Below are 17421 nucleotides of genomic sequence, written 5' to 3'. Positions count from 1 at the left end.
TAGGATATTGGCTTCGCGCATCTTGTTGTCCAAGTGTAGTTTTTAGCGAAACCATTTGATCATGCAACAAGATGCGCTTCCACCCTAATTTGATGATTTATTTGTAAATCATCAGGGGATTCTTCAGTGCTGGGTGAGTTGTTCAATCTGATTCTGAATAGATCTCAGTTGTTTTTGAATACTTTCACTAAATCCAGAACTGCGGTTAGACAATGCACGCACTTCATCCGCCACGACCGCAAAGCCTCTACCCGCTTCCCCCGCACGCGCCGCCTCAATCGCGGCATTTAAAGCGAGTAAGTTTGTTTGAGAAGATATTTGATCGATATCCTGTAAGGCCTTCATCGCCTGCGGCATGGATTCGTAAATAAGATTAACTTTCTCAAGCAATTCCATTGTTGAGGCAGACATTTCTATGGTGGATTGAATAAAGCGTTCTAACGTTTGCGACGTATTATTCGCAAATTGTTTCATCTGCTCGGAGTGAAATATCTCAGCATCATCAGTACTTTTTACTAGATCAGAGATAAATCCCGTTTGCTCAGTCATCAGCCGGCCTAAGCCATCAAAAGAATCTCCGAGTAAATTAACCGCATCTTCCTGAACCCGAAGGACATTATGGATATTATTTTCACATTCACTAACAGTCGCAATCGCCTCTTGGTATAAGCGTTGGTGCGTTTGCCAACCAAGAGCGACGCCATCCCGTTGTTCTACTTGAGATATGCTAGACACCACCGAAGATTGCTGCTGACGGTAAAATTGCCAACATAACATCACGGCAACCGCCAACACCGGACTGAGGAGCCAAAGGGTAATAGACCCCACCAAGTAACCTATTGCTATTGCAAAGACTGCGATGATGCCATCCATGTATCTCATAAACACTTCACAATAATTTATCCGTGTGTAAAAAGTAGTTTGAGATTCAGGGGTTTTCAAACAAATACGGAAAAATTTTACTTTGTTGAGGGCGTGTTGACATTTCTTGATTAGATTATCTTCGCTCTGGCAAGCTTATACTCTCGTAACACGTCGACTCAGATGACGAGAGGCAAGGAGTAGACGTTTGCCATCTGCTGCCTTGTAGCATTTGGCAACCAAAATCTCCGCAAAGCCCACAGGTTTTCGCTTCTGTAGTCAGAGATCTCGCTGTTACTAAAAATGTTTCATTAAAGATAAAAATATGATGTTTACCGCATTTAACTTAATGATTTACTAATAAACTTACCGCGCAATACCTGAATCAAAACTGTGCAGCCCCACGTGCGTAGGTTACACTGGCAGCGTCTTCGTCTGGGATGGGATCATTTATGAGTCAACGTACACTACATTCCTTATTTAAACCCACATCCGTTGCCATCATTGGCGCCTCTAATAGCGAGAAACGAGCAGGTAATGTGCTAATGAAAAACCTGCTATCCAGCGGGTTTTCTGGGCCCATCATGCCCGTTACGCCCAAATATCGCGCGGTTATGGGCGTGCTTGCCTATCCCAACATTGAAGCCTTACCGATAAAACCCGACCTCGCGGTGATTTGTACTCGTGCTAGCCGTGTACCCGCGATTGTCGAAACTCTCGCGCAATTTGGCTGTAAAGTGGCAATTATTATGGCTTCTGGGATGGCGCAGGAAGTCAACGATGATGGTGTAAGCTTACTCGACCTAGCCATGCAACATGCCAAACGTTATGGCATGCGTATCCTTGGTCCTAATAGTTTAGGGATGCTTTTACCGCCCTTAGGACTCAATGCTAGCCTTGCCCATGCGAGTGCCTTACCCGGCAAAATTGCGTTTGTATCCCAATCAGCGGCAATATGCACCACAGTGCTCGATTGGGCAAATAACAAAGGGATTGGCTTTTCGTCTTTTATTTCCCTTGGCGATGCCACTGATATTAACTTCGATGAACTGCTCGATTATCTCGGCCGCGATAGCCGTACCAGTGCCATTATGCTGTATATCGACTCAGTTAATGAGAAGCGCCATTTTCTCTCTGCTGCCCGAGCAGCCTCGCGTAATAAACCGATTTTAGTGATTAAATCGGGCCGCAGCGCCGAAGGCGTACGGGCCGCGAAACAACATACGGGCGGTATCGGTGGTAATGATGCTGTGTATGAAGCCGCCTTTAGGCGCGCGGGGATGCTGAGGGTAAATGATTTAATAGAACTTTTTGCCGCGGTTGAAAGCCTTGCCCACTCCAATCCACTGCAGGGAGAGCGATTAGGTATTATCAGTAATGGTGGCGGGCCCGCGGTATTAGCCGTCGATGAACTGATCCTCCGCGGCGGGAAATTAGCAGAATTATCCCCAGACACGCTTGCTAAGCTTGATGCAGTACTGCCCTCGACGTGGTCGAAGCAAAATCCGGTGGATATTATCGGTGATGCGAATGCTAGCCGCTATGCCAATGCGCTCTCCATCCTAATGGATAGTGAGGAATTAGATGCCATTTTAGTATTGCATTCGCCCTCAGCCCTTGGTGAAAGTGTCGAGATTGCCGATGCCTTAATTAAAGTTATCCACGCGCATCCGAAGAAAAACCGTTTAAATATCCTCACCAACTGGAGCGGTGAAGACTCGGCCTATCAAGCCCGCAAACGCTTTACCAAGGGCGGCATCTCCACCTATCGCACCCCCGAAGGGGCAGTAGGCGCCTTTATGCATATGGTGGAATATCGTCGCAATCAAAAACTGCTACAGGAAGTGCCGCAGTCGATCCCCGACAATATTCCGACCGATAGCCAAACAGCGCGAAAATTGCTGCAAGCGGCGCAGGCCAAGGGTAAAGCGGTACTCGAAACCCATGAAGCCAGCCCGATTTTGCGCGCCTATGGCCTCAATACTATCGACACTTGGTTTGTCAAAGATGCTGATGAGGCCGTCGCTATAGCCAATGAGGCAGGTTACCCCCTTGCGCTCAAGGTGCAATCACCCAATATTTTGCATAAATCCGATGTTCACGGGGTGATGCTTAATCTGACCTCGGAGGAAGACATTCGCCATGCCGCGAATGCAATTACCCAGCGGGTACATCAGGCCAATCCGGACGCCATTATCGAAGGCATGATAGTACAAAAGATGGCACTGACTGCGGGCGCGCAGGAAATCCGTGTCGCCGTGATTAGCGATCCCGTCTTTGGCCCAGCCATCTGTTTGGGTGAAGGCGGCTCAGAATGGGATCCGACTCAGGATGCGGCGGTTGCTTTGCCTCCACTCAATATGGCACTGGCCCGTTATATGGTCATCCAAGCCCTAAAAACCCATAAGTTAAAAGATCGGCATTTGCCACTAGGGCTTGATATGAACGCCCTATGCGTGATGCTGACGCAAATATCCCACATAATTATCGACTGTCCAGAGATTGCGGCGCTGGATCTCAACCCTGTACTGGCGGCGGGGGAAAACATTACCCTGCTCGATGTGAATATCCGCCTACACGATGCCAATACGGATAATCCCTCTCGACTTGCCATCATGCCCTACCCCAAAGAGTTAGAAGAATTTGCCGAGCTAAAAAATGGCCTCAGAGTGATGCTTCGCCCCATTCTTCCCGAGGATGAGCCTAAACATTTGGCCTTTGATAACTCCCTCTCCGATGAGGACAGATATAAACGCTATTTTGGCGTACGCTCGAAAATGACCCACGAGGAAATGGCGGTATTGACTCAAATCGATTATGCCCGCGAAATGGCCTTTATCGCTACGGCCAAAGGACCGGACGGTGATGACATTACCTTAGGCGCGGTAAGGGCCTCCATCGACCCCGATAATACCGAGGCAGAATTTGCTATGGCGGTACGGGGGGATCACCAAGGCATTGGGCTAGGTAAACTGCTGCTTGAAAAATTGATTAAATACTATCAAGCCAATGACACCCCTGTGCTTACAGGCTTTACCATGTTTGAAAACCGCAATATGGCAAGTCTTGCTAAAAGCCTAGGCTTTAAGGTGACCTTCGATATGGAAGAGCATCTAATCAAAATGCATATGGACCTCAAAAGTAACAGCCCTGTCAATACATGATATACCTAGGGTATGTTGACGTTTTAGGGTTATTTTTGCAGCAATTTGGCGGGCGTTTATGCAAGGCAAAGTCCGTGTAGTTATTCTACATAAACGGACGATAATGCGGCAGAAACGCCAGCTAAATGCTTCCTCAAGGGTTCGACTTACTTCCTGCCATAAGAGCCGTTCGTCATTTGAGTAGAATAACGACACAGCATTCCTCGTTTCGCGAGCACGTACTGCCGGAACGATCAACATTTAATCTCGAAACGTCAACACACCCTAATGTCTTACAAATAATAAGTGCCGCTTATGCGACACTTATTCTTTGTGATGATCGCAGGTGACTCACATTATTGATCCTGCCAAATCATTACCTGTGCGGGTTCACCATTGGTGCGGGTTGCACGGTACATCCCCTCAGTATTAAAGGGGGTAGCAACATTGCCTCGATGATCAACCGCAATCACCCCACCAGAACCGCCCGCCGTGATAAGACGTTGATTAATCACTTCATCCGCCGCTTGAATAATGGATTTTTGCTGGTATTTCACCTTGGCGCAGATATCGCCCGCCACTTGGTAGCGAATAAAAAACTCACCGTGACCCGTTGCAGATACAGCGCAAACGCCGTTTTCCGCATAAGTGCCCGCACCAATCACTGGCGAATCCCCGATCCGGCCAAAGCGCTTAGCCGTCATGCCGCCGGTGGATGTCCCCGCCGCTAAGTTACCGTTTTTGTCTAAAGCGACTGCGCCAACGGTGCCAAATTTATAATCGAGATCTTTCATCTCAATGCCTGCAATTTGCTCGGACTTTTCAGCCGCCTGCAAGTTTTGTCTGGCATCGAGTAATTGCTGATAACGGGCATCGCTATCAAAATGGCTGTTAGGTACCAGCGTAAAACCTTGAGTCAAGGCAAACTCCTCAGTACCCGCGCCCGAGAGCATCACATGCTCGGACTTATTCATCACCGCTATAGCTAAATCGATTGGATTAGCAATATGGCGTACACCTGCCACAGCGCCTGCATTCATGGTTTTACCATCCATGATAGAGGCATCTAACTCATGACCACCATCATAGGTGTAAACCGAACCGACACCGGCGTTAAACAATGGGCTGTTTTCCAATACATTGATGGCTGTTTGTACGGCAAGTATGCTATCGCCACCCTGTTCTAATATTTTTGAGCCCTTATCGACGGCTTCTTTTAGTTTATCTTTATAGGCTTGTCGCAGTTCAGGCGTGAGATTGGCTTTAGAAATCGTGCCTGCGCCACCGTGGATCGCAATGGCAAAAGGTTTTTCATTTGCTTGGGTATTTTGTGACATAAAAAGTGCACTCGAGAGAATTAAACTAAAGGTGGCTAATTTTATTTTCATTATTTACATCCCCTTAAACAGTAACGTCCTTTGTAACCATTTCAATGACTAATTTCAATCATCTCCTTGCCTGTTAACGCTATTCTGGCGACAATGAAGTCACATCACAGGGACTATAAAGTGCAGCGATTCTTGCAAATTACCTCATTATCTTTTCGTCTTCATTTGCTACTGAGTCTAAGTTTAGTGGCATCAGCGACTATGGCCGCTGATAACTTTTTAACGCTTTCAGTCAATGGGGTCGACGAAGCCCTGAAGCGTAATATTCTCGCCCACTTAGGTGCAATGCCTGACTCCGAAGTGCAGCGCCGAGCCTTCTTATTTAATGTGGAAGACAATGTTACCACCGCCCTAGAGTCTATGGGGTATTACCATGGAGAGTTGGAGGAACATTTAGTCGAGAAAGAGAAAGGTCCTTGGGAACTCAAGCTTACGGTCAATGCAGGTGAACCGGTTAAAATTCAATGGGTCGATATTAATTTTTCAGGCGAAATGCTTGACGACCGAGCCTTCGACAAATGGCTTGCTGAGGTCAATATTAAGCCCGGTGATACGCTAAACCACGGCATATATTCGGATGTCAAATCCCAACTGGTGACGCTCGCCCTCGCGCGAGGCTATTTCGATGGCGAATTTACAGAATCACAGATTAACATCAACCGCGATTTAAACACCGCCCAAATCAGCCTGCATTTTAACTCTGGCGCACGTTACCATTTTGGCCAAGTCAGTTTTGAAGGTCATACCTTAGAGCCGGATATTCTCACCAAACTTATCCCCTTTAAGGAAGATGCAGCCTATTCGACTCGCAGAGTCAGCGCTCTTAACCGTCAATTGCTGGATACGGGATATTTTTCCAATATTAAAGTGATCCCACAGCTCGATCAGGCAAAAGATAATCAACTGCCCGTCAAGGTAGAGTTAACCGATAAAGCCAGCCATTCCATCGAATTAGGCTTAGGTGGTGATATCGGCCAAAGCGCAGATAAGACCTTCGATCCTAGGGTGCGTGTTACTTGGCGAACCCCGCAGATCAATAAATACGGCCATTCCCAAGAAACCAGTTTGGAGTGGTCGCCAGACAGACCCAAGTTTTTAACCACTTATACCATTCCACTGACTCATCCTTTGGACGACCAACTGAAGATCCGTTTAGGCTTACTGCGGGATAAATATGGGGTTACACAAGTTTACGAGCCTGAAAACCGTGATTTTCGCAACACAGGGCAGCTAGAAGCGACCAAGTATTTACTCGGTCTATTAAGACAGCAACGGCTGGAAAATCAATGGCTCATGAGCTATTCCCTCGATGCCATTCGTGAAGAATATACTCAGTCAGATATCGACTACAGCCCGAGTTTTTACCTTGCGGGGATTAACTTTTCTAAAACTACCCGTGGCGATAACACCCTCGATCCCAAATCCGGTTTTAGGCAAATATACAGCCTAGATTATGCCGATCCTTATCTAGGCTCAGAAACACGCCTTGCCCGCTTGCAGGCAAAATTTAAGTGGATTGACACCTTTTTTGATAACCACAGAATCGTGGCGCGTATGGATCTCTCCGCCAACCTTGCCAATGAAAATGAGTTAGCCTTGATCCCACCATCACTGCGTTACTTTGCAGGTGGTGACCAAACCATTCGCGGCTATGGCTATCAAGAGTTAGGCCCTTATCTGGACTATATCGATGCCGATGGTAAGGTCAATCGGGAGGTTATCGGTGGTCGTTACTTAATGGTTGGTAGTTTGGAATATCAATATTACGTTACACCAACATGGCGGGTTGCTACCTTTGTCGATGCGGGTAACGCTTTTGATAACAATCAGTTTGAGCCCGTTATCGCCGTAGGTGGTGGTATCCATTGGATATCCCCCATCGGCCCAATTAAGTTGGATTTAGGGGTAGGTTTGAAAGAGACAGACACTATCGACCGCTCATGGCGTATTCACTTAACCATGGGGACAGAATTATGAGTCAGCCCCCAATTCATGAGCCCAATACATCCGCTCAACATGAAAATCAAACGCATGAGCCACAAACTGTGGAACAAAACCCAACTTGTGTTCCGCCTAAAACCCTAAAGCTGCGCCTATGGCAAATATTTAAACTCTTTACGCGCATTATTGTTTACGTCCCCTTAACTCTCTTGGTGATGATGGCATTACTGCTGGGGACTGAAATTGGCTCACGGATCAGTGTCGGCTTAGCCGATAAATTTGTGCCCGATCTGGCGCTCACCTACACCTCAGGCTCCTTAAATAAGGATCTCACCTTAGCCCACGCCAGTTGGTCGATGGAAGGGATTAACGTTGAGCTCAAGAATTTACATTTGGCGTGGCAACCCACTTGTTTGCTACAAAAACAACTGTGTGTGAATGCTTTAACGGCGAGCCAAATCGATGTCAATATCGATACCGAGGCCTTAAGCTCAGGTTCCACTGAAGACGACGTTACCCCCGAAAATGATGAGCCGAGTGAACTGGTTCTGCCCTTTGGGATAAAGCTCGACAGCGCCGAACTGAACAACATCAATATTGCGGTCGATAAGATGCGCTTTTCGGCCAATCATATTCAGACCGCCGCGACTTGGTTTGCCGAAGGACTGACGGTTGAGCAGCTTAGCAGTGAAGGCTTGGCTGTGTTAATTCCTACCGAAGACAGCCCTGTGCTAGACACACAGGCCACAGATCCTCAAGGCGCAAGTATTCAAGTCACAGATACTCAAATCACAGGCACACAAGTCACTGACACCAAGGCAGCCGAGACAGCTGCAACTGCAGCGGCGACAGCAAGTGCTAAAGCTTCAGCGGATAAGCCCATTGCTAATAAGGGAGCTACGGCGCAAACGCCAGCGAATACCCAGGCTGAAAAGCAAATTGATAAAAACGCCGATAAGCAAACATCTACAGAGGAATGGGCACTTGCCCATTTGCCGCAGGTGTTTATGCCTTTTCCGGTGGATGTAAAGCAACTTAGCTTAGACAACAGCCGTTTGCAGATTGGGCCACGCGAAGATCTGTTTAGCCATATTGAGCTTCAGGGGCAATTTGCCAAGTATCAGTTAACCCTTGATAAACTGCAACTTGGCCACAGTTATGGAGATCTTTCTGTGGTGGGCCAACTCGCCCTCGAACAGGACTATCCGCTCGCGCTTGAGGTTAAGGCCAATGTGACTCAGGTTGCCGAGTTGCCGGAGCTGACACATCAACAATTAAGCCTCACGCTTAGCCAAAGTGTCGGACAACTCGGTATTCAAGCCCTTGCAAAAGGAGATGTCGATTTTAGTCTCAATGGGCAATTGACCCTGAAAGATCCCACGCTTCCCTACAAGGTCAAACTGGAGAAAGCCCGCGCACAGTGGCCACTGCAACATGCCGAGTATCTCGTCAGCGATCTTAACCTCGACAGCCAAGGCTCCCTTACTCAACAAGCCGCAATACTCAAAGGAAATGTCACCACACCTTTTCATAAAATGTTAGCCATTAGCGGTGAACTCCATCATCAAGATGCGAAACTCGATATTAAGCAGTTTAATGCTAAGGGCGAGCTAGGTTCGATCGATGTGACTGGTGAGCTAGATTACGCTAAGGCGATCAATTGGAAAGCCAAGGTATTGCTCGATAACCTGAAATTACAGGAAATCACCCTGCCAGAAATAGCGCAGATGCCAGAATCAACGCCAAATAAGGACACGAACACACCGAGCACAAATACCGATAAGGCGATGCCTGCCACTGCAAGCAGCAGCCTGCCAAACAGTTTAATCTCTGGACAATTACAGACCACGGGACGTTTGTTAGATAAACAGTGGCAAGTTGCTCTAGCGGACACTCAACTGTCGGGCAGCTTGCAGGGATATCCATTTGATATCACCGCCGATGTCAGTATCAACGATAAACTGTATATCAGCGCCAAAGGGGTCAATGCCAAGGTACTGGGTTCCACCTTAACTTTAGCGGGAGAAACCAACAAAACCTGGAACATTAAGGGTAAGCTGCAAGTCCCCGACTTTGGTTTATGGCTACCCCAAGCCAGCGGCCAATTGCAGGCCGATATCAATGTCACTGGGGATGAAAAACATCCACAGCTTGAGTTAACCGCGCAACTGGTCGATCTGGTGCACCAAAATATTAAGCTGAGGGAATCCACGCTCAAAGCCTACTATAAGCCTTTGGATGCACACGAATTTGCCCTATCGCTCAAGTCTAAGGCGCTACAACTCGGTTCACAGAATCTAGATACCGTCACCTTTGGCAGTAAGGGCGATATTCAAAACCAAAAACTGACCCTAAGTGCCACTGGGGATTTGGGGCTCGAGCTTGGCGTGACCAGTCAATACGATATGAAAAAATCTCGACTACAAGCTCAAGTGAATAAAATTAACTTGGCAACTCCTGTTGGTCGCTGGGAAATAGATAAAGATATCCTTGTTGCATGGGATCAAAATACAACCAAAGGCAATGTCAGTCCCTTCTGTCTAGTCAACCCTAACAGTAAGATTTGTTTAGATAATCAAATCTCGCTAGGTAAAAAAGGCGAGGTGCAACTAAGTTATGCTGGTAATCTTGGTAAACTTTTAGCCCCAGTATTACCAAGCAATATGGATTGGGATGGTCGCTCTTCGCTATTGGCAAACTTTGCTTGGACCGCAGGGCGAAAACCCACGGCGAATGTCGATTTTAACTTCGATCCCGGTAGCATCAAACTCAAACGCGCCAAAAATCGCGAAGTCACCATTAAATATCAGCAACTTGCTTTAAAAGCTAACTTAGATGCCAAACGACTAATGTCGTCTATCAACTTTGAGTCACAGGACGTGGCAAGCTGGCAAAGTGAACTCACTGTTAACGTGACGCCTGACCGCTCGTTGTCGGGTTATGCCAATATCACACAAATTAACCTTCAACCTCTTGGCGAATTTTTCCCACAGCTCAATACCCTAGAAGGCTTACTGACTAGCAAATTAAACTTTGCTGGTACCCTAGATGCCCCCGAAGTATCGGGTAATGTTTCGCTCACTCAAGGAGCTCTTGCACTGACAGCGAACCCTACCCTTATCAATAAAATTGATCTGTCGATGGATCTTGGCGGTCAGCAGGCATCCCTTAAAGGTCGCTGGATGATGGGCAATGGTTTAGGCCGAATTACGGGACAAATGCGTTGGCCTCAAGGGCAGTTTAGCGGAGAACTTGCCGTCAAAGGCGATAAACTGGCGGTGATCCAACCACCACTCGCACTCTTAGATGTATCGCCCGATCTCACGATTGCTTTTAGCAGCCAACAACTTGAAGTCAAAGGGGTAGTCGATGTTCCCTCGGGTAATATTAAGATAGTGCAACTGGCTGAGGGTGGTGTAGCCTTGTCAGAGGATGTCGTTTTCAATGACTCAATTGCCGCCGCGCAACCTAAAGCCAGCCCCTATGCCATTGTGGCCGACCTGAATATTAACGTTGGCAACGATCTTAAAATCGATGGTATGGGCCTCAAAGGTAAGCTACAGGGAACCTTAAAACTTCAGCAACAGGCGTTTCGCCCACCCCTGTTATTTGGAGATATTAAGGTCAAACAAGGCAACTATAAGTTTATGGGGCAAACGCTGAAAATCCGTACGGGTGAAGTGCAATTTGTAGGCCCACCTTCTGTCCCTAATTTAAATATTGAAGCAATTCGGGAAATAAAGAGCGAAGATCTGGTCGCGGGAGTGCGCGTCACTGGTACTCCAACTCGGCCGGTGGTCACCCTTTTCTCTAATCCTGCCAAGGAACAAGCCGAAATTCTGTCTTATATTATTAAAGGCAGCGGGTTCAACAGTACCAATAATGAGCAGAACAACTCCTTGATGATGGGAGCTGCGCTGGGACTCAGTGCTCAGGTTGGTGGCGGTGGCGCTATTAATAATATTGGAAATACAGCAGCGGGCATTATCGAAGAATTTGGTTTCTCTAACGTGCAACTCGATACTAATGATGAGGGCCGCGTTGCCATCAGTGGTTTTATCGGTGATAACCTTATGGTCAAATACGGTGTTGGCGTATTCAATCCTGGATATGAGATGACTGTCAGATATTACCTGTTATCCCAACTCTATCTTGAAACCGTATCCGGTACCTTAGGGCAATCCCTCGATATCTATTACAATTTCAATATCAAGTAGTGCTTGGCTAGCACGCAGACACAATAGTGAGCTACATGCCGATGATGATATTGACGCTGTGCACAGGCAAAATGATTAAACACCAGCAATTGTTTGATGGTTAAAGTCACTTAACTTGCAAGCATCAGAGTTTGATGAGTGAAAAGCAGCCACAAAAAAAGCGCCATATAGGCGCTTTTTGCTTCAATTACGCAATTAAGCGTAAACGAAGTCAACGTGTTCAATGATTGGCTTGAACGCGTGGCGTTGCATAGCTTGTGCACGAACGCCTACTTCTTTGCCATCTAATACGATAGTCACTACAGAAGTATAGAAGTCAGCGTTAGCTTGAATGTTGATGATGTCTTTGTGATCAAAAACAATAGAAACTGGCTCTTTGCCTGCGCCATAAATAACGGCAGGAACTTTACCTGCATGACGTAGGCGGCGGCTCGAACCTTTCCCTATTTCAGTGCGGGTTTGTGCTGGGATAGTGTAAGACATGTGTTTCTCACTTAAATTTAGAGTAAAAAATATCACCATTCTCGACCAATGGTGACTCATATAAAGCGCGCGCATACTAACACAGTTACTCAGCAGGTACAAGAACAGCCAAACTCTGAATGCAATGGGGTAATAATGGGATATCGTTATCAATTAACAAGAGTATTTATTGAATTGGGAAACTTGTTCTAGCGCTGTTACATAGGCGAAACACCTTTGATCTGAATCGAAAAACACGCGATCTTGATCACACTTAAGCCATTCGATGCCTGTTAAGCTCGAGCAAATTTTGCCACTTCAGCCTTGTAAAACATGTGTCACGAGCTGTATTTATTGCAACAAGAAAATCGACTCTCCTGCCAATTAGCCCGTGAACTGGTCTCACTCATTAAAACTGTCCCCTATCAGCAGACCACGATAGAGTTAAAATTGCTGGAACTGCTCGCCTGCACACAACAAAAAAACCGCAGTTTACTCATGCTAATGCAGATCTGTGAATCACCGGCAGTTGAGAGCCAAAGACTAAGACAATTTAAGTTTTCACAAAGTCTGAATAAGCAGGTTAGTGATTGGCAGCAACACCGTGAGATGAATAAACTGGGACAAGTTTTTTTGCCGCTACTCGAGTATTACTTACAGGACATCCAAACACTAGAGCTGCAATTTTATCAGCAGCTCTCATTAAACACTGAGCAAAAGATACAAACTACCAATGCCGCACAGGACCGCAGTCAACGTGCACAAAACCAGACTTAGGATAATAGCCTACGCCTCCTAGCTTAAGTGATAAAGCCGCATCTCTGATTGTCTTTAATTTGACCCCAGGGATCGCAATATCCATTGCCATCCCTTGCATATGGTAACTTTTTTTAGCTACACCACCACTTTTACCTGCCAACATCGCATTGGTTTTTGGTGAGCGGTAACCAGAAATCACATGGATTTCATTATCAGTATTTAACGTCGTCTTAAGCGTATAAAGCAGATCAAATAAGCGTTTATCCATCGGTGCTGTTACATTTTGACGGTGATCTCGCAGCAAGTGGCTAAAATCGGCCAACACTTCACTCTGATAATGGCCATCGACCCAATAGCTACCGTTGTTATATTCACCCGTATGGCGATTATACAGGCTAAGCTCACGCACACCTTTGGTTGAACGGCTCGCTATCGCTTTGGAAGGAATTAAGGAACACAATGCCACACCACTGAGGCCTAACAACAACTGCCTACGGGCAGGACAAAGTAAGGTCACATCATCACCTTCTGTTCGTTTTTTGGACACTGAGAACGCAAATTATCGTGAATTGCCATCCAGATCAAGTCTTGATCGACATGCAAACAATCAGATTAAAAAATCCTTCAAAAGTTCAATCAATTAGAGCATGTTAAAAATCGTTGCCGAAACCACATAACTCAGCTCACTCTCCTGCTGGTAAATGTCATTCCGATATTGCACTTCCCCAGCGTCATCAAGCCATACCGTCCAATAGACAATAAATATGGGCAACTTATCAGACAAGGAAAACCATTGGGATTGGGTGATATCTGAACTTAATTTATCCCAAAGGCGCTGATCATTGACTAAATGGGTCTTAAACCAGCGTGCTAATTCTTCAACCTTCTCGACCCGAATACAGCCCGATGATAAAGCTCTGTTAGCCTTTTTAAAGAGACTTGGCTCAGAAGTTCCATGCAAATACACACTAAAACTATTGTCGAAATGAAATTTATAGTGGCCTAAGGCATTTTTGGGTCCTGGCCGTTGCACCAACTGATAAGGAAAATGCGATGAAGCGAGTACTTGCCATTGTTCTGCAGAATGCTCGGCGCGCTTACCATCATAATCGTAAGCATCAAATTCTCGTTCAGTAAGATAATGCCCATCATGGCGAATATGCGGCAGGATATCACGTTGAATAATCGTGCGTGGCACTCGCCATTCTGGGTTCATCACAACACTGGAAATTTGACTTTTTAATAAAGGCGTTGGCCGCGATGCTTTACCGACAATCACTTTAGACTGTAAAGTCACCTTCCCTGCTTCAACTAACTGGAGCTCAAATGCTGGAATATTAACCAGTAGGTAGCGTGCTGGTAACTGTGGTGTCAATATCCACTGTCTCAGCATATTTTTCGCCAGTAACTTAGCCCGAGTATGGGGCGATTGGTTAAGCCAGTAAAGGGTTTGTTTTCCTATTACGCCATCGGCTTGTAACCCATGTTGCCGCTGGAATTGCTTAATGCTAGTCACTAGTTGCTCGTTATAAAGCATCCCATTTTTAGCCTCTTCAGCAGATTCGATAGTGGGTTCATTTGGCAGAAAGCCTAATACAAAAAGTCGCTTCGCAATTGGCAAAATCAAAGGACTTTGCTGCCCGGGATTTAGTTTTTCTTCCTGTGTTAACGTATCCCATGAAGTCATGTTCTCTAACCTCATGAGCTGTTTAAGCGTAAAGAGCACGGCTCGGTAATGAGTGTCCTGTTGAGTAAATACCTTACTGATACAAGGTTCAACACATTCCGCTTGCTGATCGAGGTAATACCAATAGCGTTCAAGCTGTTGGTGCATCTTAAGCAGTTCGGCTTGTTCATCAGTACTCAAGGGCCGATGTTGCCATTGGCTGAGTTTTTGATAATTAGCTCGAAATACCGGACTGACATCGGCAAGATCAAGCAACAATGTCTGATCGAGTAGTTGTGTAATAGAAATGTCTAGCTCTGTAGAACCATTTGTTAGTTCGGTAGACTCAGCGGCTTGTGGTGCACTCGAAACGAATGTAAACACCATCAACAGCGCTTTTAAATACCATTGAAATGTGCAACACCCCAAGCGATAACACCGCGCAAAACGAGTCACAGACACCATAGACATCTCCCTTTGACAACAGTAACTTAGGTAGGTTAAGAGATGGATAAATGCAATCAATACAGCAAAAAATAAAATGCCTAATCTCAAACTGCACTTTGGCGCTGAAAACAAGGCAAATGTAGGCGCAAAAAAACGAGCCTATAGCAAGTCAATTCAATCCGTAAGTCGTGCAACGAATTGTTTGCGATACATTTATTATCCAGAGCGAGATTAGTATTAAGATCACTATAGCTGAAGCTGTTCGTAAAATGCAGCTCACTATCGACCTAAAACAAAAATGCCACTGATCATCAGTGGCATTTTTACTATTTAGCGTAATAGAAAGTAATTAACAGAAGGAGACCAGATCCTCTGGCACAAACTGTTCTGGTAGTTTTTGCAAACTCCGCAGCATTAGCGGATTAGCCAGCACTAAAGCCATTTCCTGGCGATTAAAGAGTGCTAAGGCACTTTGCTGACACTGTGCTTCATGTACTTTGACGTGCACAATGGCTTCAACTGGTTCAATCGGCGTTCCGGCGGCACGTAGTGGCTGTTTATCAACCATGGCTAAGTGAAGCTCCATCAGCGCAGGATCTTTCAGCAATTGCGCTAATGTCCAAGGCTGTTCGATATGCGCTTGGTAAGCCGCACGTGCTTCTTGTGCCCTAATACAAATAGGCGCAGGACTGCGTTCTTCTGGAGTGGCGAGGATCCCAATACGTTTGAAAAACTCCCCAATTTTAATCGAACCGGTCCAAGCCGAAATGGGCACCGCTAACCACAAACCAATCAAGGCGGGGCTCATCCACGCGAGCAATGTTAAGGAGTCCAAAATCGCGGCATAACCCAACATCACACCTGCAAGCATATGCCAACGGTGGCGATAAATCAGGGTTAACCAAGGCATGCTACCATCGTCACGGCGCTGTGGAGACCAACCACTATCACGCCCCATCAGAATCGACATTACCGCACCACAGTGGATGAACATCATGATTGGCGCGATCAATGCTGAGAGAATGACTTCAAATAACACACTGAGCATCGCTTTAATGCGCCCGCCTACGCTGCGGGCAAATTTGCCATCTTTTAACAGCAACAACACGCCAAAGATCTTCGGTCCAAATAACACCACCATAGTGATATAGAACAGTCTCAATGCCCTATCCGAGTCCATGATTGGCCACGTTGGGAATAATGAGAACTGATCGGTGAAGTACTCTGGACGAATAAAGTGGGCCTGCAAAGCGAGCATCAACCCCGTTAAAATCAATAACAACCAAAATGGCGAAGATAAATACGCCATAATACCCGTCATTAAGTGCAAGCGACTAACCCAATGCAACCCTTTAGTTGGCAGAATACGTGAGTGCTGCAAGTTACCCTGACACCAACGACGATCGCGTACCGCTAAGTCAACAATTGATGGAGGGCATTCCTCGTAGGAACCGGGTAAATCGTATGCAATGACCACACTCCATCCGGCACGGCGGATCAATGCAGCTTCAACAAAGTCATGGCTTAGGATATGACCACCAAAAGGTGGCTTACCCTTAAGATTAGGTAAACCCGCAGCGCCCATAAAGGCTTCAGTCCGGATAATAGCGTTATGGCCCCAGAAGTTACCTTCTTTTTGCACCCACCAACCAAGACCAGTACCGATCACAGGACCATAAATGCGTGCAGCAAACTGCTGCAAACGCGCCATTAAGGTGGTGCCATTGATCAGTGATGGAATCGTTTGAATAAGACCCGCATCAGGATCAGCCTGCATCCGCTGCGCTAAGCCCGTGATAGTGGATGACTCCATCAAACTGTCGGCGTCCAGGACCAGCAAGTGATCATAACGCGAGCCCCAACGACGACAAAAGTCCGCTACGTTACCCGCTTTACGTGCGACGTTTTTACGGCGGCGACGATAATAAACACGAGAATGTTTATGGGTTTCTTGGCGAAGAACTAAAAACGCCTGTTCTTCTAACAGCGCAATTTCAGGATCGGTAGTATCACTTAAGATAAACCAATCAAACGCATGCCCATGACCCGTTTGCGATAATGCTTCAGCCATCACAGATACCGCTGAAAATACCCGGTCAGGAGATTCATTATAAGTAGGCATTAAAATCGCAGTGCGCGTGTGCAGCTCAGTTTGTGCAAGCTCGTTTGGTTTAGGCTTTTTCAATAGGAGGAAAAAGCCAGCAATACCACTACAAAACGCCAGTGCAATCCAGCAGAAGTTAATCGCAAATAACGCCAACATCAAATATTCGAGGGGAGTAATCCCTCCAATACTGAAAACTGCGCCCATTTCATAGATAGCAAAGGCCGATAGTAATAAGGCGCCACCAACAACAAACACCCGACGGGAAACCCGTGAACGGACTCCATTTGCCACAGTGCTACGGCGTGGAAATCCTTCAGGCATTTGGGTTAAACTTTGGGGCTCCATAGCGCCTGGCCTTTCATTAGGCATAGCGCTACCACCCACGAGTACTTCAGTCTCAAGTACCGAATTCTCGGATACAGTCATATTA

The 17421-nt window shown here is 46.4% G+C and carries 10 protein-coding genes; 4 read left to right on the top strand and 6 right to left on the bottom strand.

Annotation, left to right across the window (positions count from 1 at the left end; translation table 11 throughout):
* Window positions 1–123: 123 nt before the first annotated feature.
* A complete protein-coding gene (locus AEA42_RS23065; RefSeq protein WP_156312365.1) occupies window positions 124–882 on the bottom strand; it encodes a methyl-accepting chemotaxis protein in 759 nt (252 codons plus the stop codon).
* 431 nt (window positions 883–1313) lie between these two features.
* Here AEA42_RS23065 and AEA42_RS17195 point away from each other — a divergent pair, with 431 nt between their 5' ends.
* The gene (locus tag AEA42_RS17195) at window positions 1314–4025 is read left to right on the top strand and encodes an acetate--CoA ligase family protein (protein WP_055648381.1); all 2712 of its coding nucleotides are present in this window, start codon (window positions 1314–1316) and stop codon (window positions 4023–4025) included.
* Between the two features lie 335 nt (window positions 4026–4360).
* Here AEA42_RS17195 and AEA42_RS17190 read toward each other — a convergent pair whose 3' ends face one another.
* Window positions 4361–5392, bottom strand: a complete 1032-nt coding sequence (locus tag AEA42_RS17190) for an isoaspartyl peptidase/L-asparaginase (protein WP_055648380.1) — start codon at window positions 5390–5392, stop codon at window positions 4361–4363.
* Between the two features lie 120 nt (window positions 5393–5512).
* Between AEA42_RS17190 and AEA42_RS17185 the strand changes: the two genes are divergently transcribed.
* Together AEA42_RS17185 and AEA42_RS17180 are read left to right on the top strand one after the other, a co-directional pair.
* Window positions 5513–7369: an autotransporter assembly complex family protein gene (locus AEA42_RS17185; protein ID WP_055648379.1), complete on the top strand. Its 1857-nt coding sequence runs from the start codon at window positions 5513–5515 to the stop codon at window positions 7367–7369.
* Window positions 7366–11550 carry a translocation/assembly module TamB domain-containing protein gene (locus tag AEA42_RS17180; protein ID WP_055648378.1) on the top strand — a complete coding sequence of 1395 codons (4185 nt, stop codon included), beginning with the start codon at window positions 7366–7368 and terminating at the stop codon, window positions 11548–11550. Before AEA42_RS17185 ends, AEA42_RS17180 begins: the two co-directional genes overlap by 4 nt.
* A gap of 195 nt (window positions 11551–11745) precedes the next feature.
* Here the strand turns inward: AEA42_RS17180 and rplY are convergent, their stop codons facing one another.
* On the bottom strand, window positions 11746–12033 hold the full coding sequence (gene rplY / locus AEA42_RS17175) for a 50S ribosomal protein L25 (protein ID WP_037417983.1): 288 nt from the start codon (window positions 12031–12033) through the stop codon (window positions 11746–11748).
* Window positions 12034–12345: 312 nt separating this feature from the next.
* On the opposite strand from rplY, the gene AEA42_RS17170 reads away from it, so the two are divergent.
* Complete coding sequence (locus AEA42_RS17170) at window positions 12346–12789, top strand: hypothetical protein (RefSeq protein ID WP_037417982.1); 444 nt, start codon at window positions 12346–12348, stop codon at window positions 12787–12789.
* Here the strand turns inward: AEA42_RS17170 and AEA42_RS17165 are convergent.
* The 3 genes from AEA42_RS17165 to mdoH all read right to left on the bottom strand — a co-directional run bounded on the left by AEA42_RS17165 (window position 12740) and on the right by mdoH (window position 17417).
* Window positions 12740–13288, bottom strand: coding sequence for a DUF882 domain-containing protein (locus AEA42_RS17165; RefSeq protein WP_047540686.1), 549 nt, complete (start codon window positions 13286–13288; stop codon window positions 12740–12742). The two genes, AEA42_RS17170 and AEA42_RS17165, sit on opposite strands and share 50 nt — an antisense overlap.
* A gap of 123 nt (window positions 13289–13411) precedes the next feature.
* The gene (locus AEA42_RS17160) at window positions 13412–14824 is read right to left on the bottom strand and encodes a L,D-transpeptidase family protein (RefSeq protein ID WP_231640417.1); all 1413 of its coding nucleotides are present in this window, start codon (window positions 14822–14824) and stop codon (window positions 13412–13414) included.
* Window positions 14825–15233: 409 nt separating this feature from the next.
* The gene (gene mdoH / locus AEA42_RS17155) at window positions 15234–17417 is read right to left on the bottom strand and encodes a glucans biosynthesis glucosyltransferase MdoH (protein WP_037417976.1); all 2184 of its coding nucleotides are present in this window, start codon (window positions 17415–17417) and stop codon (window positions 15234–15236) included.
* Window positions 17418–17421 lie beyond the last annotated feature (4 nt).

Source organism: Shewanella sp. Sh95 (assembly GCF_001308045.1).
Taxonomy (GTDB): domain Bacteria; phylum Pseudomonadota; class Gammaproteobacteria; order Enterobacterales; family Shewanellaceae; genus Shewanella; species Shewanella xiamenensis.
This window is presented reverse-complemented; position numbering and strand designations above follow the sequence as displayed.